Here is a 23,569-nt window from a genome sequence, read left to right as displayed (position 1 = left end):
ACGAAGATCACCGCCGTCGACTACAAGCAGCAGTTGATCAGTTACCCAACACTTTCTCAGGCGGACTCGACTCCACCTCGATCGCAGCGCTCGCAACTGTCGCCCTGCCGTACGGCACTCGACTCAACGCCATCACCATCCACCCGGAGGGCGATACAGGGGGCGCGGACCTCGGGTACGCGCGGCAGGCAGCCGCTGCGCACTCAGGACGGATCAACCACCGCCTTCTGGCCCTGTCGGCGAAGCACCTCCCGTACACCGGGATGTCGACCGTCCCGGCGACCGACGAACCGGCCCCTTCAACGATCACACAAGCTCGGCTCACGGGACAGTTCCGCTGGCTGCGGGAGGAGTTCGGAACCCGCACCCACATGACGGGCGACGGTGGCGACAGCCTGCTCTTCCAGCCCCCGGTCCATCTGGCCGACCTCGTTCGCCACGGCCGCATCCGGCGCGCCGTGAACGAGGGCTTCGGCTGGGCCAGGCTGCGCCGCGCGTCTCCTCTGCCCTTCCTCCGCGACGCGATCCTCGTATCGCGGACGTCCCGAACCAGAGCCCTGGCCGAGCTCATCGGCTCTGTCGGCGGCAGACGACACAGCGACCATGGAAGAGTCTGCTGGTTTCCCATGCTGCCCTGCCCCTCGTGGGCTGGTGCGCGCGCGCCTGCACTGCTGAGCACCAGTGCACATCGGGCCGGCTCGGCCCCGGATCAGTTGCCCGGTCTCGACGCTTCGGTACGCACCCTGGTGGACGAGGTCCGTGAAGTCGCGCGCACTGCTGTCGCGGACGCCGAGCTGGCTGCGGCCTGGGGAATCGATCTCAACAACCCTTTTCTCGACCCGTTGGTCGTGGACGCCGTGCTCAGGACGCCCCTTGATCGACGTCCGTCGCTCCACTCCTACAAACCGCTTCTGAGTAGTGCGATGGCTGGTCTCCTGCCTCATGCCGTCGCGAGCCGGCAGACGAAAGGCAGCTTCGAGGCCGACCACTACGCAGGCCTTCGGGCGAACATGTCCGAACTGTTGGGACTGGCACACGGCCGCTTGGCAGAAATGGGGCTGATTGATGCCACACGCCTGGTTCAGTGCCTGGGGCAAGCTGCCGCAGGCGTGCCCATGTCCCTGGCTGCTCTCGAGCAGGCCCTCGGATCCGAAGCCTGGCTGGCGGCGCACGCGCGAGAACCTGAGCCTGCCTGGACCGTCTCACCGTTGGGGCCGAATGATGACTGACGTCACTCCGTTCGCCCAAGCCGCGCGGCATGTCCGTGCCGTCGCCTTCCCCCACGTCCTGGTCCTCATCGACTACCGGAACGGCCATGTGCAGTGCCTGTTGCCCCAAGCTGCGGCCCACTGGCAGGACGCGGCCCGATCCGGCCGGTTGACCACGATGCCGCAGCCACTTGCGGGCCATCTGATTCGCACAGGGGCCCTGCGCCCCACGCAGATGCCCACACCATGGGACGCTCCGCTCCCGGCCCCGACTCCTGCGGCGAGCTGGGGCGGCGCGGAGCATCCTGCCGGGCTCACGCAGGTGACCGGCCCCTTCAGCGCGACGGCGGCGGTCGCGCTCGCCACGACGTGGAGCATCACGCGTACCGGCAGGAGGAAGCGGGCAATGAACCGGCTCGTCAGGGCTCTTTGGGCGTCCACTTCCACGGCTGGCCGACCGGCTTCGCCCGCAGAGGCATCGGAAGTTGTCCTCGCAGTTCGCCGCACCGCGTGGCACGCCCCCGTACGAACTGCCTGCCTGGAAGAATCAGCCGCTGCCACGTTCCTGCTCGCGGCCCGGCGGCTTTCCGTGGTCTGGTGTCACGGAATCGCCGCAGACCCTGTCCGCCTGCACGCTTGGGTACAGACTGTGGACGGCGACCCGGTCGCCGAGCCGCCCTCGACTCGCGCGTACACCCCGGCCCTGACCATCGGAGCCCGCCATCAGCACCACCCCTGACCCCGTCCTCTGGATCGGCACCGACACCTGCGCTCTCGGCCCCTACCGGGCGGACCTGGTGGAGATGTACTGGCGCTGGGAACAGGACCCGGCGCTCCTGGTCGGCTACGGCCGCCAGCAGCCGGTGTCCCTGGAGGCCCGCACGGAGGGCATCGCCCACCAACTGCGCGGAGACAACATCCGTTTCACGGTGTACGACCTGGCGACGGGCACGCCGGTCCCTGCGGGCGTGGCCACGCTGCTGCCCGATTCGTCGGTGCGCACGGCGGAGTACGTCGTGATGCTCGCCCCGGAAGCGCGGGGGCGTGGACTGGGCACGAGCGCCACTCGGCTGGTGCTGGACTACGCGTTCCACGTCACGAACCTGCGGATGGTCTGGCTCAAGGTGCTCGCGCCCAACAAGGCTGCGGTGCGCTCCTACGAGAAGGCCGGTTTCCGCGCCGCGGGGGCCCTCCGGGAGGCGGGCTACTGGCTCGGCACGGTCTGCGACGAGATCCTGATGGACGCGTTGGCCTCGGAGTTCACGGGCCCGTCGGTCATCACGGCCTGACCCGCCGAGGGCGGGTGCCGAGGGGACCGGCGCGGCGGGACGCGGCCACCTCGGCACTCGTCTCAGGAATCCGGCTGGTCGGAGTCCGGCTGGTCGATGCGGATCTCGTAGGCGATCTCCCAGCGGATGTCCGGCACGACGACGTCCGCCGTCTCCACGGGGCGGCCCTCGCGGTCGAAGTAGGTGCGCTCGATCTCGATGACCAGGTCGCCGATGGAGATCCCGAGCAGGTTGGCCTGTTCACGCGTCGCGCGGGCCGGGCGGGGCAGTTCGATGCCGGTGGCGATGTCCACGCCGATGGAGCGCATGCGCCGCACGACGCCCATCTTGCCGTGCGGCCCCATCTCCGGGAGCAGGACCGGCGTCCCACCCGTGATGGCCATCGGCTCCCAGCTCTTGGCGAGTTGTACGGGCATGCCGTCGGCGAGGAACTCGTAGTCCGTCACGACGCAGAGGTCGCCGGGCTCGATCGCCAGGCGCTCCGCGATGTCCTCGGGAGCGGGGACCCGGGCCGTGCTGGTGCACTCCCAGTCCGCCTCGTGGTCGAGCTCGGCCATGTCCGAGGCGAACGGACTCTTGTTCCGCTGCTCGCGGTGGCGTGAGCGGATCATGCGCCGACGCTCGCGGGCCCGGCGGACATACGTACCGGAGCCGGCGCGGCCTTCGAGGATGCCCTCGATGATCAGACGCTCCATGGCCCGCTGCGCCACGGACTGACCGACGCCGTACTCCTCGGCGAACCGCGCCCGGGACGGCAGCTTGTCGCCGACGGCCCATTCACCGGCTCGGATGCGAGCCCGCAACTTGTCCGCCACCTGCAAGTACGGCGTATCACGTGGCATTTGAGCAGCTCCGTGGGTTCGGCGTCGATATGGGCGTCGCTGGTTGACAAAGCTAACCCATCAGGTTGAAGCTGAATATTCAGCATTACATGGAGTGACGCTCGGTTCACCAGGGGAGAAGTGTGCGCTCTGCACAAGCGCGGGTCGCGGCGCTGACCGGCATGCTCGGCGCCGCCACGGGCACCGAACCGCGCGTCGCCGCCGACCCGCACGCTTTCCGCGTCGAGGCCGATCTCCCCGCCGAATTGAGCGCGACCGCGCATACGGCCGTCCTCGCCGCCCTGGCCACGGCGGACCGCTACGGGCACACGCGTACCCGCGCCGCCGAGTACGTCTGGGCCGAGATCAGCAGAGAGGCGAACGTGACCACGACCGAGACCCCCGACACGGCCTACCGCGCCCTGCTCGGCCACACGACGACCTGCACCGCCTGCCGGACCGGGGCGATCTGCCCCGACGCGGCCAAGCTCGTCCGCGTCTGGCGGGAGACCCGCCGGTGAGGGCCGACGGCGACGAGCGTCCCCGGCCGCATCAGCCCCACCACACCCATTGCACCCACCACTCCCACCACTCCCACCAGCGACGGAGGCACCTGATGCGCAGCACCCACCCGGCGTTACCGGCTCACCCCGGGAGGCCCGGATGATCACCCTCTCCCCGACGGACGTCCTCGACTGCGAGGCGTGCTGGAACGCCCCGGTCACCGCCGCCCGGCAGACCCCGGCGGGCCGCGACCTGCTCTGCGAGGAGTGCGCGGAGGGCGACTACCCGCGCCGCGTCGACCTCTTCCCGCCGTTCGGCATCTACGGGCTGACGCCCCGCAAGCTCCTGAACGACGGCCGCCACGGCAGCGGCCCCCCGAAGCTCCCGCCCAACCCGGGCCCGCCGCTGCCCAACCCTCCCCCGGCCCCGTCACCGCCGGGAACGCCACCGGTGTAGGACCCGGCGCTCCCGCCCTGCCGGCGCCCCGCGCTCGGACCAGCCGCCGAGGAGCGCGGGGTGCGGGCGGGGCTCCGCCGGGGTCACCAGGTGGCAACAGTCGCCGCGTGGTGATCCGCGATGACCGCACGATCTATCGGCGCGTCGTGGCCGATCTGCGGGGCCCCTCGACGATGTCGTCGTATCCATCGGCCCCGGCGACAACGTCGCTCCGAATGAGTAAGGTGACCATCTTCGGCAGGCGAAAGCCTCCTGGAGTTCCCCGAGGCTGTGCCGATCACCATGCACCCCGACACCACCCCCACCCAACTCCGGCTGGACCTCGCCCTGGACGGGCTGGCCGATGCCTTCGGCGGAATGACCGCGCGCGCCGACGAGGTCCAGTGCGACTGCCACTGGGGCAGCTCTGCGGAGCTGGCGCTGCTGAAGACCCCGGATGTGCCCCTCGCTCCAGACCTCCTCCGCCGCACCTGGGACGCCCCGGACTGGGCCGACCACGGGGCCGTGCTGCGCCGGATCCTGCCCCAGTTCGCCGGGGTGTTGGTGGGCGGCGAGGTGGAGCCCATGTTCGGTATGTACGAGGTCGGCCGTTCGTTCGCCCGAGGACACTGGCAGCTGTGGCCCACGCGGCAGAGCTCCGCGGTCCGCGAGTTCCTGCACGCCTGGTGGGCCCACAGCCTCTTGGACCCGGCGCCAGCCGTTCCCGTCCACGAACTGTTCGCCCTGTGTGCCGAGGCCTCGTCCACGACGGTCCCCTGGCTCGCCGTCTGGGAGTCGCTCGACGACGAGGTGCCCGACCGGCACCTGGCCGAGGCTGTCGCCGCGTGGGAGTACGGCCTGCTGGGCGACCAACTGCCCTGGGACGCGTGGGACGACGAGGACGAGAGCGGCCTCCGCGGCGAGCTGACCACCTGGCTCGTCCGCCACGCGCCGACCCGGCTGCGCACCCGGGAGGGCTGCGGAACTCTGCTCCACCGCATCCGGCTGATCGGACTCTCCGGCCCGGCCCGGTGGGAGGACCCGCACTGGCCGGGGCACCGGTACTGAACCGACGGTCCCTCCGGACGTCGCCCGTTGTCAGTGCCGCCCGCTAGATTGTGCGGTGGCTGGAGACCGGTCAGACCTTCGAGGTACGCGGTCAAGGGGGGTGGGCACAAAGGTCCCCGGGAGCCACCTCGGGACTATGTTGCAGGCCGTGGATTCCCACCCCCCTCATCCCAGCTCCGCGACCCGGGAGGGACAGCACGCCCCCTGGCCGACGGACTGGGGAGGCTTCCACTCTCCAGCCCACGGAATGGACAGCGTTGGCCGCCACAGTGGTGGGGGGCGGCCATCGGCGTCGGCAGCACGCTCGTCACGGACCGGGTGAGTTGGCGACGGGACACGCGCGAGCGGGACAGAGAGACGCTGCGCACGGACCGCCTGCTTCTGTACCGGGACGCGGTGGTCGCGGGACACCTGCGGGACGACCCCGGAGTGCACGCAGGCACGGCGCACCTTCCGGGAAGCCCGCCAGAAGCTCATGACGGCCATGCGGTCGTCATTGGCCCCCGCTGAAGCCACACGTACGCGAGCAGTGCAGGAATAGCCATCACTACGGACGGTTCGCCTCCTCCCACGTCCCCTACAGCTGAGCATTCTTGGCGGAAAGTTCCTCGGCCAGCTCCATACAGCGCAGGCGGGCCGGGGAGAAGTCGTAGGGCATTTTGCCGGTGGCTTCGAGCACGCTCATGACCCTGTCGGAGTTGGAGCCCGAACCGTTCTCCTCGTCATCGCCGGGCTCAGGGTGCGCAGCGTCCCAGGCGTCGAGAAGCACATCGTCGTCCTTCTCGAGGCCGGACTCCTCGATGACGGCGTGCAGCGCGGTTTCGAAGGCGTGCCGTTCGGCGGCCACTCGGGCCACTCGGGGGTCGTCGACGGCGATGCTGTCGTCGAGCGCCTCCTCGGCGTCGTCGATGCGGTCGGATTCCTCCCGCAGAGCGGGATGCATGGCCAGGGCGACGAACCGCGTGGCCTGCACGGCTGCTCCGAGTGGGCCGAAGATCCGCTCGGTGACCAGGAGCGTGTCCAGGTCCGCCTGGCGCAGGGAGTGTTCGGGCAGGTCCTTGAGGCGTTCGGTGACGAGGTCGGAAAGCAGACCCATCCGGCTGCCTTCGACCCTCATCCGCTGCACAGCGGCCCGTTGCCGCCGCAGTTCCGCCTCTTGAGCGGCGAGGGATTCCTCCACACGCTCCAACATGGACTCGACACCGTCTCCGCCGTCCGCACCGGCGGAATCCCGGCCGGTGGTGAAAGCGTCGCGAACGTCCTCCAGCGCGATCCCGGCCTCGGCCATCCTGCGGATCCACAGCAGCCGGATCATGTCCTCGTACCCGTAGCGACGACGGTCATCGCCACCCCGCTCGGGCTCGGGAAGCAGGCCGATCGCATGGTAGTGGCGAATCGCCCGTGGCGTGCAGCCGACAAAGGCCGCCGCGTCGCCGATCCTGACCTGACGGGGTGGCATGAAAGACGCGGGCATGGGAGGAGACCTTCTCTCACGGGATCGGGGCGTACGCCCACCGGACCACATGCCGCTGCGGAAGGTGCAAGCCTTTCCCTGGAGGGCATGGCCGTCAATCCTGAACGAACTGCCAACCCGAACGGACTGTCCCACAGCTGCGCCCGCCGCCGGCGCGGTCCTCGGGCATCGCCAACTACCTGGAAAACGGAAACCTCTACGGCCATTCCGGATGAGCTTCTCGTCCATGAAGCCCCTTCTTCCGACCAGCCCAGGGTGTCCGGAGAAATCGTCGGTCGATTCAGGTCCAAGTGGACAGCGCTGGAGAGGACTGTGCGCGGGCTCGCCGTCGTGGACCCGAGGACACGCGCTTCATGGAGTGGGGGCTCTCATCAACAGGATTCCGAACCTCCGGGGCGAGCAGCCGGCCCCCTCGGCGATCCCACGGCGCCCGAAGACCCGGCCCGGCACCCACCGGGACGCCCCCGGGGCCGGAGGCTCATGGCCTCCGGCCCCGGGGTCACACCTCGACGACCGCAGCCGTCCGAACCACCGCTACAGCACCGGCAGCAGGTTCTTCAGCTCGAAGGCCGTGACCTCGCTGCGGTACTCCTCCCACTCCTGCTTCTTGTTGCGGAGGAAGAAGTCGAAGACGTGCTCGCCCAGGGTCTCGGCGACCAGCTCGCTCTTCTCCATCAGCGAGATCGCCTCGCCCAGGTTCTGCGGGAGCGGTTCGATGCCCATCGCGCGGCGCTCCGCGTCGGAGAGGGCCCAGACGTCGTCGTCGGCGCCGGCCGGGAGTTCGTAGCCCTCCTCGATGCCCTTGAGGCCTGCGGCGAGCAGGACCGCGTACGTGAGGTACGGGTTGGCGCCGGAGTCGATGGAGCGGACCTCGACGCGGGCCGAACCGGTCTTGCCGGGCTTGTACATCGGGACGCGGATGAGGGCGGAGCGGTTGTTGTGGCCCCAGCAGATGTACGAGGGGGCCTCGCCGCCCGCGCCGGCCGCGCGGGAGGAGCCGCCCCAGATGCGCTTGTAGGAGTTGACCCACTGGTTGGTGACGGCCGAGATCTCCGCCGCGTGCTTCAGGAGGCCCGCGATGAACGAGCGGCCCACCTTGGAGAGCTGGTACTCCGCGCCCGACTCGTAGAACGCGTTGCGGTCGCCCTCGAAGAGGGAGAGGTGGGTGTGCATGCCCGAGCCCGGGTACTCCGAGAACGGCTTCGGCATGAACGTCGCCTGCACGCCCTGCTCCAGCGCCACCTGCTTCATCACCAGGCGGAACGTCATGATGTTGTCCGCCGTCGACAGCGCGTCCGCGTAGCGGAGGTCGATCTCCTGCTGGCCCGGGGCGCCCTCGTGGTGGCTGAACTCCACCGAGATGCCCATCGATTCGAGCATCGTGATCGCCTGGCGCCGGAAGTCCATGCCGACGTTCTGCGGCGTGTGGTCGAAGTAGCCCGAGCTGTCCGCCGGCGTCGGGCGGGTGCCGTCGACCGGCTTGTTCTTCAGCAGGAAGAACTCGATCTCGGGGTGCGTGTAGAAGGTGAAGCCCAGGTCGGACGTCTTGGCCAGGATCCGCTTCAGGACGTAGCGCGGGTCCGCGAAGGACGGCGAGCCGTCCGGCATCAGGATGTCGCAGAACATCCGCGCCGTGCCGGGAGCCTCCGCACGCCAGGGCAGGATCTGGAAGGTGCCCGGGTCGGGCTTGGCGATCATGTCCGACTCGTAGACCCGTGCGAAGCCCTCGATCGCCGAGCCGTCGAAGCCGATGCCCTCGTCGAAGGCCTGCTCCAGCTCGGCCGGGGCGACGGCGACGGACTTGAGGAACCCGAGGACGTCGGTGAACCACAGCCGCACGAAGCGGATGTCGCGCTCCTCAAGGGTCCTGAGGACGAATTCCTGCTGCTTGTCCATTGCCACATCCTTGCAGTTCAGACGGTCCGTGCACCACCGCCCGGGGTAGGGGGACACTTCAGTATCGCGACCCGGGATTTCCCCCAGATTACGCACAGGGTGTGAGAGAGAGCACTCGGCCACCCACTACGATCGGCGACCGAGCGGCGGACGGCCCCGGGGCCCGCTCCCGCTGCGGCTTCCCGCCCCTCCGCGCATCCCGGTCCACGGACCGCTCCCCGCCACCCGGCCCCTTCGCAGAAGGACTCACACGACATGAGTTTCGACCCCCGGTACCCCCAGCCCCAGGCCCCCGACCCTCGCGCGCGCTCCACCCGCAACCGGGCCGTCGCCATAGGGCTGAGCGCCGCCGTCGTGGCCGGTCTCGTCGCGTTCGGCTCGTTCATGCTGCTGGAGAACTCCGCGGCCGACGAGAAGTCCGACAACGCCTCGGCAGCCCACGACGGCAAGCACCCGGACGGGCACGGCGACGCCAAGGGCGGGGCCATCGAGGGGCTGAAGTCCTGGGACGCGGCGAAGCTGACCCGTAACCACGTGGCGGGCGACGTCGGCTATCCGATGAAGCCTCCGGTCGGCGGCGACCACAACCCGTCCTGGATGAACTGCGACGGCGACGTATACGAAGAGGCCCTCCCCGACGTCAACACCGTCCACTCCCTGGAGCACGGTGCGGTCTGGGTCACGTACAACGACAAGGCCGCCGACAGCGACGTGGCCGCGCTCGCGCAGCGCGTCAGGAAGACCCCGTTCACCCTGATGAGCCCGTACACCGGCCAGGAAGGCGCGATCACGCTCAGCGCCTGGGGCAAGCAGGTCACCGTGGACTCCGCCGACGACCGGCGGGTGGACCAGTTCCTCGCCCAGTACGTCCAGGGCGCCCAGACGCCCGAGCCCGGCGCTCCCTGCACCGGCGGTCTGGAAGCGGCACCGCGGTGACGGACACGGCTGACGCGGCAGAAGCGGCTGACCCGGCGGTCGGTGCCGAACGGCGGAAGACCGCGCGCGTCCGGTGGGCGGCCGGGGCCGCCGTGGCCCTTGCCCTGCTCTTCGCCGGGGCCGCCGCCGTCGCCTCCGCCCGTGAGGACGGCCCGGCGCCCCGCGCGGCCGGTGCACCCGCCCCGGACTCCGCCGACGCCGGGTTCGCCCGGGATATGGCCGTCCACCATCAGCAGGCCGTCGAGATGTCGTTCATCGTCCGCGACCGTACGAAGGACGAGGACGTACGCCGTCTCGCGTACGACATCGCCAACACCCAGGCCAACCAGCGCGGCATGCTTCTCGGCTGGCTCGACCTGTGGGGGCTGCCCAAGATCGCGGGCGGCGACGAACCCCCGATGGCGTGGATGGGCGGCAGCGGCGGGGGCCGGCACGCCCACGGCGGGCATCATCCGGACGGTGACGGCGACGGCGACGGCGTGCTCATGGCCGGGATGGCTTCCCGCGCCGAGTTGGAGCGGCTCGCGCGCCTCGACGGCGAGGAAGCCGAGGTCTTCTACCTCCAGCTCATGACGGACCACCACAAGGGCGGCGTCGCCATGGCCGAGGCCTGCGCCTCCCGGTGCACCGTCCCGGTGGAGCAGCGGCTCGCCCGGGGCATGGTCGAGGGGCAGCAGTCCGAGCTGGGGCTGATGCGCGACATGCTCACCGAGCGGAAGGCCCGGCCCCGGTCCTGAGCCCCGGCCCCGGTTCTGCGCTCCGGCCCCGGTCCTGAGCCCCGGACGCCGCGCGTCAGCTCGCGTCCCCGCGTCGGCGCACCCGAACGGGTGATTGCGGTCGCGCGTGCCCTCCCGGCCGACGACGATGGGTGCGCTCGGGGCCGTACGGCAGTGCCATCGGCACTCAGGAGGAAATCCCCCATGACGACCGCCAAAGACATCATGCACAGCGGGGCCCGCTGGATCCCGGCCCACGAGACCCTCGACCGTGCGGCGCAGCTGATGCGCGAGCACAACGTGGGCGCCCTGCCCGTCTCCGCCGACGGCGACTCGGACCGGATGGTCGGCATCATCACCGACCGCGACATCGTCGTCGGCTGTGTGGCCAAGGGGCACGACCCATCGAAGGTCACGGCGGGCGATCTCGCGCAGGGCACGCCCCGGTGGATCGAGGCGGAGGCCGATGTGGACGCGGTCCTGGAGGAGATGCAGACCCACCGCATCCGCCGGCTTCCCGTCGTCGAGAACAAGAAGCTGGTCGGCATGATCAGCGAGGCCGACCTCGCACAGCACCTCACCGAGGAGCAGATCGCGGGTTGGGCGGAGAAGGTCTACTCCCGCAGCTGACTGCCCGCCCGAGAGGCCGCATCGTGAGCGTGACGGCTGCCCGGCGCCCCCGGTCCGCTTCGGCGGAGGGGTGCCGGGCCGCCGTCCGTCCGTATACCCGCCCGGGGTAGGGTGGCCCGCATGGCGGGCAGGACGCGGAGCAGGAGCGTGACGTACGGGCAGCTGACGCTGTTCGCCGCTCTGCTGTTCGGCATCGTCACCATGCATACGGTCGGACATCCGGCCGAGCACGGCAAAGCGGCCGCGATGTCGGCCGCGTCCTCGCCGATGGAGGCATCCGCGTCGGCGTCCGAGTCTCCGGCCGCCATGGGCGAGCACCCCTCGCCGCACGGCTCCCCCGGGGCCGACGCCCCCATGAGCGGCATGGATCCGCTCTCCGTCTGCCTCGCGGTCCTCGGTGTCTGGGGCCTCGCCGCCCTCGGTTCCTGGCTGCTCGGACGGCGCGCCGACGGGCGGCCTCTCGGTACGCCGGTCGGGGCGGGGCTCCTGCGCCTGCTGCGGCCGAATCCGCCTCCCCCGATATCGGTGCTCGCCAGCGTCTCGATGCTGCGCATGTAGGAGTGGGCGTCTCACCTCCGCCCCTTCTCCTTGACCCGAACCACAGCACTCCAGAGGTGTCTTCAGCATGCCCATGTACCAACTCCCCCGACGCGCCGTGCTCGGCGCCGCTCTCGCCGTCGCCGGTACGGGGGCCCTCGCCGCCTGTTCCGACGGCAACAGCGGCCACGGCGGCGCCCACTCCCCCGGCGTTGGAGCCCAGGACTCCGGTACGTACGTCTCGCCCGGCGGCAAGGAGGTCGAGGCCGCCGAGGCGGCGCGCGGCTCCGGGCCCGTACGGAAGGTCTCCCTCACCGCCACCCGGGCCCGGCTCGATCTGGGCGGCGGCACCACCGTCTCCTCCTGGGCCTACGGGGACCGGCTGCCCGGGCGCGAGGTGCGGGTGACGGCCGGGGACACCCTGGCCCTCACTCTCGCCAACCACCTTCCGCAGCCCACCTCCCTGCACTGGCACGGGCTCGCGCTGCGCAACGACATGGACGGGGTTCCCGGGCTGACCCAGCGGGACATCGCCCCGGGGGCGGAGTTCGCCTACCGGTTCGCCGTGCCGCATCCGGGGACGTACTGGTTCCACCCGCACTCCGGCGTCCAGCAGGACCGGGGGCTGTACGCACCGCTGATCGTCGAGGACCCGAAGGAGCCGTTGGCGTACGACAAGGAGTGGGTCGTCGTCCTCGACGACTGGGTCGACGGGGTGGACGGGTCCACGCCGGACGCCGTCCTCAAGGAGCTGTCCGGGGGCATGAGCGGCGGCGGGCACGGCGGGATGGACCACGGCGCGCACACCATGGCGGAGGAGGAGCCGAAGAAGGAGGAGCCGAGGAAGGGGGCCGGCGACGGGCCCTCGCGGATGATGATGGGCGCCCGCAGTGAGCTGCTCGGTGGCGATGCCGGTGATGTCGCCTATCCGCACCACCTCGTCAACGGGCGGGTCGCGGACGATCCGGAGACGTTCCGGGCGCGGCCCGGTGACCGCATTCGGCTGCGGATCATCAACGCCGGCGGCGACACCGCCTTCCGCGTCGCGCTCGGCGGGCACCGGATGACCGTGACGCACACCGACGGGTTCCCGGTCCGGCACACCACGGGGGACGCGCTGCTGCTGGGCATGGGCGAGCGGTACGACGTCCTCGTCACCGCCGGGGACGGGGTGTTCCCGCTGACGGCGGTGGCGGAGGGGAAGAAGGCGGCCGCCCTCGCCGTCCTGCGGACCGGGAGCGGGTCCGCGCCCGCCTCCTCCGTACGGCCGAAGGAGCTGGAGGGGAAGGTGGTGCAGGCGGGGCGGCTGGCCCCGGACCCGTCCGTGGCACTGCCCACCCGGCTGCCGGACCGGACGATCCGGATCCGGCTCACCGGCGGGATGGCCCGGTACGACTGGGCCTTCGACGGGCAGCCGTACGACGCGAAGCGGCGGCGGCCGGTGGAGGCGGGCGAGCGGGTGCGGCTGATCTTCGACAACGGGACGGCCATGTGGCATCCGCTCCATCTGCACGGCCACACCTTCGCCCTCGGCGGGAACGCCGCCGGGGCCCGCAAGGACACCGCCATCGTGTTGCCGCACCGGTCGCTGACGGTGGACTTCGACGCCGACAACCCGGGGCTGTGGATGGTCCACTGCCACAACGTCTACCACGCGGAAGCGGGGATGATGACGGTCCTCGGTTACCGGGGCTGACCTCCCGCGCCCCTCCGTGGCGCGGCACGGACAGCCACTCCCACCTGCGGTTCCGGTGGGCCGGAGCAGATTTTGCCCGGCCCACCGGGACATCGCGTCAGAAAGACGATTACACTGGCGGACGTGCCTCAACTACGCCTCGCACTGAATCAGATCGACTCGACCGTCGGCGACCTCGCCGGCAACTCCGAGGCGATCGTCCACTGGACCCGGCACGCCGCCGAGCAGGGCGCCCACCTCGTGGCGTTCCCCGAGATGGTGCTGACCGGCTACCCCGTCGAGGACCTGGCCCTGCGGTCGTCCTTCGTCGAGGCCTCGCGGCAGGCGCTCCGCGCACTGGCCGCCCGGCTCGACGCGGAGGGCTTCGGCGAACTGCCGGTCGTCGTCGGCTACCTGGACCGCTCCGAGCACGCCGCGGCGCGCTACGGTCAGCCGGCCGGCTCCCCGCGCAACGCCGCCGCGGTGCTGCACCGCGGCGGGATCGCGCTCAACTTCGCCAAGCACCACCTGCCGAACTACGGCGTCTTCGACGAGTTCCGGTACTTCGTGCCGGGCGATTCGATGCCCGTCGTCCGGGTCCGCGGCATCGACGTGGCCCTCGCGATCTGCGAGGACCTGTGGCAGGACGGCGGACGCGTCCCGGCCGCCCGGTCCGCCGGGGCCGGGCTGCTGCTGTCGATCAACGCCTCGCCGTACGAGCGGGACAAGGACGACACCCGGCTGGAGCTGGTCCGCAAGCGGGCCCAGGAGGCCGGCTGCACGACGGCCTATCTGGCGATGATCGGCGGGCAGGACGAGCTGGTCTTCGACGGTGACTCGATCGTCGTCGACAAGGAGGGCGAGGTCATCGCCCGCGCCCCGCAGTTCTCCGAGGGCAGCGTGATCCTCGATCTGGAGCTGCCCGCGGCGGCCGCCGAAGCGCCTTCGGGCGTGGTGGACGACGGGCTGCGGATCGACCACGTGGTGATCTCCGACGAGCCGGTCGCCGCGTACGAGCCGGAGCTCGCGGGCGGGTACGCGGAGCGGCTGGAGGACGAGGAGGAGATCTACTCGGCGCTGGTCGTGGGGCTCCGTGCGTACGCTGCGAAGAACGGTTTCAGCAGTGTGCTGATCGGGCTCTCCGGCGGGATCGACTCGGCGATCTGCGCGGCCATCGCGTGCGATGCGCTCGGGGCGCAGAACGTGTACGGGGTCTCGATGCCGTCGAAGTACTCCTCGGAGCACTCCAAGGACGACGCGGCCGAGCTGGCGCGGCGTACCGGGCTCAACTTCCGTACGGTGCCGATCGGGCCGATGTTCGACGCGTACATGGGGTCGCTGGAGCTCAGCGGCCTGGCGGAGGAGAACCTCCAGGCCCGGCTGCGCGGTACGACGCTGATGGCCCTCTCCAACCAGGAGGGGCAGATCGTGCTGGCGCCCGGCAACAAGTCGGAGCTGGCGGTCGGCTACTCCACGCTGTACGGGGACGCGGTCGGTGCGTACGGGCCGATCAAGGACGTCTACAAGTCGTCGGTGTTCCGGCTGGCGAAGTGGCGCAACCGGGCGGCGGAGGAGCGGGGTCAGACCCCGCCGATCCCCGAGGCCTCGATCACCAAGCCGCCGAGCGCGGAGCTGCGGCCGGGTCAGGTCGACACGGACTCGCTGCCGGACTACGAGGTGCTCGACGCGATCCTGGAGCTGTACGTGGACCGGGATCAGGGGATGGACGCGATCGTCGCGGCCGGGTTCGACGCGGAGCTGGTGGCGAAGACGTTGCGGATGGTGGATACGGCGGAGTACAAGCGGCGGCAGTATCCGCCGGGGACGAAGATCTCGCCGAAGGGGTTCGGGAAGGACCGGCGGTTGCCGATCACGAATCGCTGGCGCGAGTCGTCTTAGCGGGGTTGCGGTTGCCGGGGCGTCCGGCGGCCGTCCTTGTCCGGAACCGACACGCCGGACGGGCTGGGCTCCCACGTGGGTGGCCGGCCCGTCCGGCGTGTCGGTTCCGCCCTCAAGCGCCGGACGGGCCGGAGTGGGGCGTCGCGCTAGCCGGAGTGGCTCGGCCTGGTCGACTAGCCGGAGTGGCTCGACCTGGTCGACTACCCGGAGTGGCTCGACCTGGTCGACGGCGATGGTGCCCCGGGTTCGTCCCGCGCGACGGTTCCGTCCTCACACGCCGGACGGGCCGGAGTGGCCGAGTGGGCCGCCACCACCCGGGAGCCCTTCCCCTCGCCCCGGTCCAGGAATCCCGCCGTTGCCGCGATCGCCAGGCCCGCCACCGCCAGCACCGCGCCCACGAACGCCGGGGACGTCCAGCCCCAGCCCGCCGCGATCGCCACGCCGCCCAGCCAGGCGCCGCCCGCGTTGGCCAGGTTGAAGGCGGAGTGGTTGGAGGCGGAGGCCAGGGTGGGGGCGTCCTTCGCCTTGTTCATCACCAGCATCTGGAGCGGGGTCGTCGTCATGAAGCCGACGGCGCCCAGCAGCACCACCATCACCAGCGCCGCCCACGGCACGTGCACCGTGAACGGGAACACCACCAGGACCACCGCGAGTGCGCCGAGCGATCCGTACAGCGTCGGGCGCAGCGCACGGTCCGTGAGAGGGCCCGCGGCCAGGGCGCCCAGGGTCATGCCGATGCCGAAGAGGGCCAGGACCAGGGTGACGGAGGATTCGCCGAAGCCCATCGCCTTCGTGGTCATGGCCGAGAGGTAGGAGTAGACCGCGAAGACCCCGGCGAAGCCGAAGACGGCGGTCAGCAGACCGAGGAGCACCTGGCGGTTCCCGAGGGCGCGCAGTTCCCGGCGTACGTCCTGGTGGGCCTCGACCGGCATGCGAGGCACCAGCCGGGCCAGGGCCGCCATCGCGGCCAGCCCGATCGCCGCGACGACGAGGAAGGTGGCCCGCCAGCCGAGGTGCTGGCCGAGGAGGGTGGCGGCGGGGACGCCGACGATGTTCGCCACCGTCAGGCCCAGGAACATCGTCGCCACCGCCCGCGCCTGACGGCCCTCGGCGACCAGCCGGGCGGCGACCACCGCGCCGACGCCGAAGAACGCGCCGTGCGGGAGACCGGCGAGGAAGCGGCCCGCGACCAGCCAGCCGAAGTCGGGGGCGAGCGCGGAAGCGAGGTTGCCGACGGTGAACAGCGCCATCAGGAGCAGCAGCATCCGCTTGCGCGGGACACGGGAGCCCAGGCCGGTGAGGAGCGGTGCGCCGAGGACGACGCCGATCGCGTACGCCGACACGAGGTGTCCGGCGGTGGGCACCGACGTGCCGAGGTCGTCCGCCACGTTGGGCAGCAGGCCCATCATGACGAACTCCGTCGTGCCTATGCCGAAGGCGCTCACGGCCAGGGCGAGCAGGGCCAGGGGCATGGGGAACCTTCGCAATCTCGAAGCGGGGGCAGAACGAAGAGCCGTCGCCTCGGCGTGGACGCCGGGCGACGGCTGAGTCTCGTTTATGTATGCGACAGGAACAAATTGTCGCAGACGTTTTATGCCGGGTGGTGAACGGGCGGTTGCGTGGCCGTGATCACAGTTCCACGCGGGCCGCGATCGGAAGGTGGTCGCTGTCGGTCGCGGCGAGGGTCCAGGAGGCCATCGGCTCGACGCCCTTGACCATGATCTGGTCGATCCGGGCCATCGGGAACGAGGCGGGCCAACTGAAGCCGAAGCCGTCGCCCGCCGCGCCCTGGGTGGAGCGCATCTGCGCGGTGACCGCGTTCAGCGAGCGGTCGTTCATGGTGCCGTTCAGGTCGCCGAGGAGGACGACACGCTCCACGCGCTCGTCGGCGATGGCCTCGCCGAGCGCGTCGGCGCTGTTGTCGCGCTGGTTGGCGGTGAACCCGGCGTGCAGCTTCACGCGGACGGACGGCAGGTGGGCCACGTACACCGCGACCTCGCCCTGCGGGGTCTTCACCGTCGAGCGCATCGCCCGGGTCCAGCCCATCTTGATGTCGACGGGCTTGGTGTCGGCCAGCGGGTACTTGCTCCACAGGCCCACGGTGCCCTGGACCGCGTGGTACGGATAGCGGCCGGCCAGCGACTTCTCGTACGTGGAGACCTGTCGGCCCGGGAGTTCCTGGAGGGCCACGACGTCCGCCCCGGATCCGGCGACCTGCTGGGCCGTGCCCTGGGGGTCGGGGTTGTCCGCGTTGACGTTGTGGGTGGCGACGGTGAGGTCGCCGCCGCCGCCGGACTTGTCGGTGAGCAGGCCGCCGAACGCGTTGAGCCAGACGACGGCGGGCAGCACGAGCGCGATCAATGCGGTCGCCGAGCGGCGGAGCAGGCCCAGGACCAGCAGCACCGGGAGGAAGACGGCGACCCACGGCAGAAAGGTCTCGATGAGGCTGCCGAGATTGCCGAGCCGGTTGGGGATCTGCGCGTGGACGACCATCAGCAGGGTCAGCAGGACCGAGCAGAGGGCCAGGAGGATGCCGCGCCGCCAGACGCCCCGGTCGTTCCGCAGCCTGTGCCACAGGTCCCGGAAGCGGGATCCGCGGGCCCCGGGCTGCTCCGCGCTGCCGTTGTCCGTGTCCGCTCCGTACGCCTGCACCATCGCGCTGTCCTCACTGCCTTGCCCTGCACATCGCCGCGCCCTCGACCCTAGGTGATGAGCGGCGCCTTTCCCGCTGCCGGCCCGACGGCCCGCCGCCGGGCCGCCGACGTGGCGGTCCGGCCGGTGTCCCGCCTCCGACGACCGTACGGAGATGCCGTACGGAGATCAGGACGACGGAGGCGGGACGACGGGTTCCGGCCCGGGGCGTACCGGGGTGCCTTGTGACAGAACGATCACACTCGCGCCGCCGGGGCGAGCCCCTGCAGCAGGGTGGTGATGATGCGGTCCGCGAGGTCGTCGGGCAGCGGCGCGTCGGGGCGGTGGACCGTGCGGGCGAGCATGGGGCCGATGAAGAGGTCGTCGATCAGCTCCACGTCGAGATCGTCGCGCAGCTCCCCGGCCGCCACCGCGCGCCGCACCGCCTCCAGCATCACGACGCGGCGGGGCGCGATGACCGTGCCGTGGTACTCGTTCCACAGCTTCGGATGGCTCTTCATCTGCGCGAAGATGTTGTGCAGCAGCGCCGAGGAGCGCTGGGCGAGGCTGCGGGTGCGCAGGGACTCCAGCATGACGCGGACGTCGGCGAGGCCCTCGGTGCCGGAGACCGGCGGGTCGTCGGGCTCCATGTCCCGTACGACGTCGACGAACAGCTCCTCCTTGCCCGACCAGCGGCGGTAGATGGTGGCCTTGCCGACGCCCGCCGTACGTGCGATGCGCTCGATGGAGAGGCCCGCGAGCGGTTCGCCCGCCTCCAGGAGCGCGATCACGGCGTCCAGGATCGCCCGTTCCGCCGCGGCGGAACGGGGGCGTCCGCGGCGGGGCTCCGCATCCGGCGCCCCGGCCGGAGCCTCTGCCGGCGTCCTGGCCGGCGCCCCGGTCGGTGCCCCGGCCTGCGGTTCGCCCCCGTTCCTCGCCCCGCGCCGGTCCCGCTCGCCGTCCTGGCCTTGCACCGTGAAGCCGCCTCTCGCCGCGCCGTCGTCGCCGTACGTCCGTCGCCCCGATTCTCGCCGACCCGGGGGACGCGGATCGACGGGGCTCGTCGGGGCGGCGGGTCAGCGGGTCAGCTGCTCCGCCGGGGGCCGGGCTTCCTCGGGGGCCTCGGTCGTCGCCGGAGGGCGGCCGGGCAGGAACAGGCCGACGACCACGGCGCCGATCAGGGCCACGGCCGCCGAGCCGAGCGCGGTCACGTGCATGGCGCTGATGAACGCGTCGTTGGCGGCGGCGGCCAGGGGCTTTCCGGCCACCGGGCCGAGCTTCTCGGCGACGCCGAGCGTGGCCTCGATGGACTCGCCCGCCACGTCCCTGACCCCCGCCGGGACCGCGCCGAGGTGGCCCTCGATGTCACCCCGGTAGACGGTCGAGAGCACCGAGCCCAGGACCGCGATGCCGAGCGCCCCGCCGACCTGGCGGAACGTGTTGTTGACTGCCGAACCGGAACCGGCCTTCTCGCGGGGCAGCGCCTGCATCACGGCGACGGTGACGGGCGGCATGATGTGCGCCATCCCGGTGCCCTGGACGAAGAAGACGAGGCACATGACCCACACCGGTGTACCGGCGTCGAACAGGGCGAACGACGCGAGTCCGGCCGCGACGAGCAGCATGCCGGCCGTACAGACCGCGCGGGCGCCGAAGCGGTCGACGACCAGCCGGGCCCGGGGCGCGAAGATCATCTGGGCGGCCGCGAGCGGAACGATCAGCAGGCCCGACTCCAGGGCGGTGTAGCCGCGCACGCTCTGGAGGTAGAAGGCCGAGAAGAAGGTCACGCCCATGAGGGCGAAGAAGACCAGCGCTATGGCGGCCACGGCGGCGGAGAACGCGGGCTTCCGGAAGTACGTGATGTCGATGGCCGGGTGGCTGCTGCGCTTCTCGTGCCAGACGAATCCGGCCAGCACGAGCAGCCCGCCGACGATGGCGAGGATGACGGTGGTGTCGGTGAAGTCGGCCAGTTCGCCGCCCCGGATGATCCCGTACACCAGCAGGACCAGGCCCACGATGGAGAGCGCGACGCCCGGCGGGTCGACCTTTCCGGGCTTCGGGTCGCGGGAGTCGGGGACGATGATCGCCATGGCGATCAGGGCGATGACGACCACGGGGACGTTCACCAGGAAGATCGAGCCCCACCAGAAGTGCTCCAGGAGCAGTCCGCCGGTGATCGGGCCGATGGCGATGCCGAGGCCGACGCTGCCCGCCCAGATACCGATGGCCTTGGGCTGCTCGTCTCGCTCGAAGACGTTCATCAGGACGGCGAGCGTGGCGGGCATCACGAACGCGGCGCCGAAGCCCATCAGGGCCCGCCAGGTGATGAGCTCACCGGGCGAGGTGGAGAAGGCGGCCAGGGCGGAGCCGATGCCGAAGACCAGGGTGCCGGCCAGGAGGACCTTCTTCCGGCCGATCCGGTCGCCGAGGAGGCCCGCGGTGAACAGCAGTCCGGCGAAGACGAGCGTGTAGGAGTTGATCGCCCACTCCAGCTCGCTCTGGGTGGCGCCGATGCCGGTGGGGGCGGGGCTCGCGATGGTCTTGACCGCGACGTTCAGGATCGAGTTGTCCAGCACCACGATGAGCAGGCTGAACATGAGGACGGCGAGGATCCACCAGCGGCGGCGGTGGATCGCCTCGGGAACACGGGGCACGGCGGGCACGGCGGGGGTGCCGGACGGTAGGGACATGAGGACGAGCCTAACCCCATTTCGATACGAGACCGTCTCGTATAGTTAAAGCTTTGCCCAACGGGGCCGTACGGCGGGGTGTGCGGACCCACATCCCGGAGTGCCCGTGGGCCCACTTCCCGAGTGGTGGGGCGGGATGCCACCATGGAAGGGATCCGGGGACGCCGTCAGGGCGCCTCGAGATGACGAAGGAGCCGTTGGCCATGTCGCTTCAGGCTGCGCAGAATCAGTCCTCCCCCGCGGGCCCGCCCACCGACAGCAGCAAAGCGCTGTACGGGGGGAAGTCCACCCGCCGCATCACCGTCCACGACATCGCCGCCGCCACCGAGCGCGGCGAGAAGTGGCCCATGCTCACCGCCTACGACGCGATGACCGCGTCCGTCTTCGACGAGGCCGGGATCCCGGTCATGCTCGTCGGCGACTCGATGGGCAACGTCCACCTCGGTTACGAGACCACCGTGCCCGTCACGATGGACGAGATCGCCATGCTGTCCGCCGCCGTCGTACGGGGCACCAAGCGCGCCATGGTCGTCGCCGACCTGCCCTTCGGCTCGTACCAGGAGGGGCCCGTCCAGGCGCTGCGCAACGCCACCCGGCTGGTCAAGGAGTCGGGCGTCGGCGCGGTCAAGCTGGAGGGCGGCGAGCGGTCCCACGAGCAGATCCGGCTGCTCGTCGAGGCCGGCATCCCGGTCATGGGGCACATCGGCCTGACCCCGCAGTCCGTCAACGCGATGGGCTACCGGGTCCAGGGCCGCGGCGAGGAGGCCGCCCAGCAGCTGCTGCGGGACGCCAAGGCCGTCCAGGACGCGGGCGCGTTCGCCGTCGTGCTGGAGCTGGTCCCCGCCGAGCTGGCCGCCGAGGTCACCCGTACGCTGCACATCCCGACCGTCGGCATCGGCGCCGGTGCCGGGACCGACGCGCAGGTGCTCGTCTACACGGACATGGTCGGGCTGACCGGCGGCAAGGTGCCGCGCTTCACCAAGCAGTACGCCGACCTGCGCAAGGTGCTCGGTGACGCGGCGAAGGAGTTCGCGGACGAGGTCGTCGGGGGCACGTTCCCGGCGGCGGAGCACACCTTCCACTGATCCACCGGGGCGCCGCCGCTCCTCGGCCGCGGCGCCCACCGACCATTTCCCGCACCACCGACAGCCCGCCGACATCCCCCATCGGCGGGCTGTCGCACGCCCGGAGCCCGCCGGAGCACGCCCGGAGCCCGTGTCGGCGGGCTGTCGGTGAGCTGTCGGTGGGCGCTGGTCTGCTGGTGGGCATGGAACGAATCGACAAGAACCCCAGCAACGGCCGGAACGCCGTCGAGGTGCGGGGGCTGGTCAAGCACTACGGCGAGACCAGAGCTCTGGACGGCGTGGACCTCCATGTGCGCGAGGGCACCGTCCTCGGTGTGCTCGGCCCCAACGGCGCCGGCAAGACCACCCTCGTACGCTGTCTGTCCACCCTGATCACCCCCGACGCCGGCCACGCGGTCGTCGCGGGCTACGACGTGGTGAAGCAGCCCCGCGAGCTGCGCCGCGTCATCGGCCTCACCGGGCAGTACGCCTCGGTCGACGAGAAGCTCTCCGGCTGGGAGAACCTCTACATGATCGGGCGGCTGCTCGATCTGCCCCGCAAGCAGGCCCGGGCCCGCGCCGACGAGCTGCTGGAGCGGTTCTCGCTCACCGAGGCGGCCAGGCGGGCGGCCATGGAGTACTCCGGCGGGATGCGCCGCCGCCTCGACCTGGCCGCCTCGATGATCGGCAGCCCGGCCGTGCTGTATCTGGACGAGCCGACGACGGGGCTCGACCCCCGGACCCGTAACGAGGTCTGGGACGAGGTGCAGCGGATGGTCGCCGAGGGCGCCACCGTCCTGCTGACCACGCAGTACATGGAAGAGGCCGAGCAGCTCGCCAAGGAGCTGACGGTCATCGACCGGGGGAAGATCATCGCCCGGGGCGGGGTCGACGAGCTGAAGGCCAAGGTCGGCGGCCGCACCCTGCACATCCGGCCCTCGGACCCGGCGGAGCTGGCCGCGATGGCGCAGGCGGTCCGGGAGGCCGGGCTCGACGGCGTCGCCGGGGCGCAGGCCGTGCCGGACGAGGGACTGCTGTACGTGCCGATCCTCAGCGACGCGCAGCTGACCGCCGTCATCGGGCTGCTGGGCGTACGCGGCTTCTCGCTCGCCCATGTCTCCACCGCCCTGCCCAGCCTGGACGAGGTGTTCCTCGCGATCACCGGTGACAAGGCCTCTCCCCTCTTCGACCCCGCTCCCCAGGAGGCCGCCGCATGAGCAGCACCACTACCGCCACCACACCGGCCGCAGCTCCCGCCGGGCCCCCGGGCCCCGCCCCCGTGAAGACGGCCGGGGCCGACGAGGGCCGGATCGGTCTGCGGGCCAACCTCCGGCACATCGGGGCCCTGGCGCGGCGCAACATGCTCCAGATCAAGAAGGACCCGGAGTCGATGTTCGACGTCCTTCTGATGCCGGTCATCTTCATCCTGTTGTTCGTGTACGTCTTCGGCGGCTCGGTCGGCGCCAGCCTCGGCGGGAACCGGCAGGAGTACGTGAACTACCTGGTGCCGGGGCTGATGGCGATGATGGGGCTGAACATCGCCATGGCCGTCGGGACCGGCGTCAACGACGACTTTCGCAAGGGGGTGATGGACCGGTTCCGGACAATGCCGATCGCCCGGTCCTCGGTGCTCATCGCCAAGATCGTGGTCGAGCTGGGACGGCTGATGGTCGCCATGCTCATCCTGCTGGTCATGGGGTTCGTCGTCGGCATGGAGCTGCACGGCTCGGTGTTCGGGCTCCTCGCGGCGGTCGCGCTGTCGGCGGTGTTCGGCGCCGCCATCATGTGGATCTTCATCCTGCTCGGGCTGTCCATGAAGACGGCCCAGGCCGTTCAAGGGACGGCGATGCTCGTGCTGATGCCCCTGCAGTTCGGATCCTCGATCTTCGTGCCGACCCAGACCATGCCGGGCTGGCTCCAGGCCTTCACCGACTACAACCCGCTCTCCAACCTCGCGGACGCGGCGCGGGCGCTCATGCAGGGCGGCCCGGTCGGCGACTCGGCCTGGTGGACGCTCGCCTGGGCCGCCGGCATCACGCTGGTGACGGCTCCGCTGGCGGTGGCCAAGTTCCGCAACAAGGCCTGAACCGCAGGCC

The 23,569-nt window shown here is 71.0% G+C and carries 22 protein-coding genes; 15 read left to right on the top strand and 7 right to left on the bottom strand.

All coding sequences use genetic code 11. The annotated features are described in order from the left end of the window. The 3 genes from IE145_RS26610 to IE145_RS26600 all read left to right on the top strand — a co-directional run. Positions 1-1,229: albusnodin/ikarugamycin family macrolactam cyclase (locus IE145_RS26610; protein WP_189527982.1), on the top strand; the 1,229-nt coding region annotated here is incomplete at its 5' end. Further along, positions 1,219-1,947 (top strand): lasso peptide biosynthesis B2 protein, encoded by a 729-nt coding sequence (locus IE145_RS26605; protein WP_308427837.1) that lies wholly within the window; start codon positions 1,219-1,221, stop codon positions 1,945-1,947. The genes IE145_RS26610 and IE145_RS26605, both read left to right, overlap by 11 nt. 58 nt (positions 1,948-2,005) lie before the next feature. Next, positions 2,006-2,497 carry a GNAT family N-acetyltransferase gene (locus tag IE145_RS26600; RefSeq protein ID WP_229825824.1) on the top strand — a complete coding sequence of 164 codons (492 nt, stop codon included), beginning with the start codon at positions 2,006-2,008 and terminating at the stop codon, positions 2,495-2,497. Positions 2,498-2,559: 62 nt separating this feature from the next. Here the strand turns inward: IE145_RS26600 and IE145_RS26595 are convergent, their stop codons facing one another. Further along, positions 2,560-3,339: a GntR family transcriptional regulator gene (locus IE145_RS26595; protein WP_069737962.1), complete on the bottom strand. Its 780-nt coding sequence runs from the start codon at positions 3,337-3,339 to the stop codon at positions 2,560-2,562. 161 nt (positions 3,340-3,500) lie between these two features. Between IE145_RS26595 and IE145_RS26590 the strand changes: the two genes are divergently transcribed. From IE145_RS26590 to IE145_RS26580, 3 genes are all read left to right on the top strand, one after another. Next, a complete protein-coding gene (locus IE145_RS26590) occupies positions 3,501-3,839 on the top strand; it encodes a hypothetical protein (RefSeq protein ID WP_189527993.1) in 339 nt (112 codons plus the stop codon). A 142-nt stretch (positions 3,840-3,981) separates the two neighbouring features. Next, a complete protein-coding gene (locus IE145_RS26585) occupies positions 3,982-4,278 on the top strand; it encodes a hypothetical protein (protein WP_097882721.1) in 297 nt (98 codons plus the stop codon). Positions 4,279-4,560: 282 nt separating this feature from the next. Then, entirely contained in the window at positions 4,561-5,325 is a 765-nt protein-coding gene (locus IE145_RS26580) for a hypothetical protein (protein WP_189527992.1), read from the top strand. 577 nt (positions 5,326-5,902) lie between these two features. Here IE145_RS26580 and IE145_RS26575 read toward each other — a convergent pair. Together IE145_RS26575 and glnA2 are read right to left on the bottom strand one after the other, a co-directional pair. Beyond that, complete coding sequence (locus tag IE145_RS26575) at positions 5,903-6,799, bottom strand: MerR family transcriptional regulator (RefSeq protein ID WP_189527991.1); 897 nt, start codon at positions 6,797-6,799, stop codon at positions 5,903-5,905. A gap of 534 nt (positions 6,800-7,333) precedes the next feature. Continuing rightward, entirely contained in the window at positions 7,334-8,695 is a 1,362-nt protein-coding gene (glnA2, locus tag IE145_RS26570) for a gamma-glutamylpolyamine synthetase GlnA2 (RefSeq protein WP_030080862.1), read from the bottom strand. Between the two features lie 255 nt (positions 8,696-8,950). Here glnA2 and IE145_RS26565 point away from each other — a divergent pair, with 255 nt between their 5' ends. The 6 genes from IE145_RS26565 to IE145_RS26540 all read left to right on the top strand — a co-directional run bounded on the left by IE145_RS26565 (position 8,951) and on the right by IE145_RS26540 (position 15,088). Continuing rightward, positions 8,951-9,631, top strand: a complete 681-nt coding sequence (locus IE145_RS26565; RefSeq protein WP_189527981.1) for a thioredoxin-like domain-containing protein — start codon at positions 8,951-8,953, stop codon at positions 9,629-9,631. Next, positions 9,628-10,368 carry a DUF305 domain-containing protein gene (locus tag IE145_RS26560; RefSeq protein ID WP_189527980.1) on the top strand — a complete coding sequence of 247 codons (741 nt, stop codon included), beginning with the start codon at positions 9,628-9,630 and terminating at the stop codon, positions 10,366-10,368. Before IE145_RS26565 ends, IE145_RS26560 begins: the two co-directional genes overlap by 4 nt. Before the next feature lie 183 nt (positions 10,369-10,551). Further along, complete coding sequence (locus IE145_RS26555) at positions 10,552-10,977, top strand: CBS domain-containing protein (RefSeq protein ID WP_010057672.1); 426 nt, start codon at positions 10,552-10,554, stop codon at positions 10,975-10,977. A gap of 120 nt (positions 10,978-11,097) precedes the next feature. Further along, positions 11,098-11,535 carry a hypothetical protein gene (locus IE145_RS26550; RefSeq protein ID WP_189527979.1) on the top strand — a complete coding sequence of 146 codons (438 nt, stop codon included), beginning with the start codon at positions 11,098-11,100 and terminating at the stop codon, positions 11,533-11,535. Positions 11,536-11,602: 67 nt separating this feature from the next. Continuing rightward, the gene (locus IE145_RS26545) at positions 11,603-13,210 is read left to right on the top strand and encodes a multicopper oxidase family protein (RefSeq protein ID WP_189527978.1); all 1,608 of its coding nucleotides are present in this window, start codon (positions 11,603-11,605) and stop codon (positions 13,208-13,210) included. 123 nt (positions 13,211-13,333) lie between these two features. Beyond that, entirely contained in the window at positions 13,334-15,088 is a 1,755-nt protein-coding gene (locus IE145_RS26540; RefSeq protein ID WP_189527977.1) for an NAD+ synthase, read from the top strand. 200 nt (positions 15,089-15,288) lie between these two features. Here IE145_RS26540 and IE145_RS26535 read toward each other — a convergent pair whose 3' ends face one another. The 4 genes from IE145_RS26535 to IE145_RS26520 form a co-directional block, all read right to left on the bottom strand. Further along, positions 15,289-16,560 (bottom strand): MFS transporter, encoded by a 1,272-nt coding sequence (locus IE145_RS26535; protein ID WP_189527976.1) that lies wholly within the window; start codon positions 16,558-16,560, stop codon positions 15,289-15,291. 157 nt (positions 16,561-16,717) lie between these two features. Further along, positions 16,718-17,743, bottom strand: a complete 1,026-nt coding sequence (locus IE145_RS26530; protein ID WP_189527975.1) for an endonuclease/exonuclease/phosphatase family protein — start codon at positions 17,741-17,743, stop codon at positions 16,718-16,720. A gap of 233 nt (positions 17,744-17,976) precedes the next feature. Further along, on the bottom strand, positions 17,977-18,693 hold the full coding sequence (locus IE145_RS26525; protein ID WP_189527974.1) for a TetR/AcrR family transcriptional regulator: 717 nt from the start codon (positions 18,691-18,693) through the stop codon (positions 17,977-17,979). A gap of 102 nt (positions 18,694-18,795) precedes the next feature. Then, the gene (locus IE145_RS26520) at positions 18,796-20,409 is read right to left on the bottom strand and encodes a DHA2 family efflux MFS transporter permease subunit (protein WP_189527973.1); all 1,614 of its coding nucleotides are present in this window, start codon (positions 20,407-20,409) and stop codon (positions 18,796-18,798) included. Between the two features lie 203 nt (positions 20,410-20,612). Here IE145_RS26520 and panB point away from each other — a divergent pair, with 203 nt between their 5' ends. The 3 genes from panB to IE145_RS26505 all read left to right on the top strand — a co-directional run bounded on the left by panB (position 20,613) and on the right by IE145_RS26505 (position 23,559). Next, the gene (panB, locus tag IE145_RS26515) at positions 20,613-21,494 is read left to right on the top strand and encodes a 3-methyl-2-oxobutanoate hydroxymethyltransferase (protein WP_189527972.1); all 882 of its coding nucleotides are present in this window, start codon (positions 20,613-20,615) and stop codon (positions 21,492-21,494) included. 182 nt (positions 21,495-21,676) lie between these two features. Further along, positions 21,677-22,690: an ATP-binding cassette domain-containing protein gene (locus IE145_RS26510; RefSeq protein ID WP_189527971.1), complete on the top strand. Its 1,014-nt coding sequence runs from the start codon at positions 21,677-21,679 to the stop codon at positions 22,688-22,690. Further along, the gene (locus IE145_RS26505) at positions 22,687-23,559 is read left to right on the top strand and encodes an ABC transporter permease (protein WP_189527970.1); all 873 of its coding nucleotides are present in this window, start codon (positions 22,687-22,689) and stop codon (positions 23,557-23,559) included. Before IE145_RS26510 ends, IE145_RS26505 begins: the two co-directional genes overlap by 4 nt. Positions 23,560-23,569 lie beyond the last annotated feature (10 nt).

Source organism: Streptomyces sindenensis (assembly GCF_014649035.1).
Lineage (GTDB): Bacteria > Actinomycetota > Actinomycetes > Streptomycetales > Streptomycetaceae > Streptomyces > Streptomyces sindenensis.
Note: the sequence above shows the minus strand (reverse complement) of the source record. Positions and strands in the feature narration are given on the sequence as shown.